General features: G+C 69.4%; 1 protein-coding gene. It reads left to right on the top strand.

Going from position 1 to position 252, the window contains the following annotated elements:
* Positions 1–213: alpha/beta hydrolase fold domain-containing protein (locus SB764_RS42835; protein ID WP_410867155.1), on the top strand; the 213-nt coding region annotated here is incomplete at its 5' end.
* Between the last annotated feature and the right edge of the window lie 39 nt (positions 214–252).

Below are 252 nucleotides of genomic sequence, written 5' to 3'. Positions count from 1 at the left end.
CCGGCATGGATCGCGACGGCCGAATACGATCCGCTGCACGACGAGGGCGCCGCGTACGCGGACAAGCTGCGCGCGGCCGGCAATTCGGTCACGCTGGTCTGCTATCCGGGGATGATCCACGAGTTCTTCAAGATGGGCGGCTACGTACCCGAGGTGCGGGCCGCGCATGCCGACGCGGTGGCGGCGCTCAAGGCGGCATTCGACGACGTTTGACGGCGGCGGCGCTCGACGCCGCGCGGAGGAAGCGATGAC

It is taken from the genome of Paraburkholderia sp. SIMBA_027 (assembly GCF_046535315.1).
Classification (GTDB): Bacteria; Pseudomonadota; Gammaproteobacteria; order Burkholderiales; family Burkholderiaceae; genus Paraburkholderia; species Paraburkholderia tropica.
Note: the sequence above shows the minus strand (reverse complement) of the source record. Positions and strands in the feature narration are given on the sequence as shown.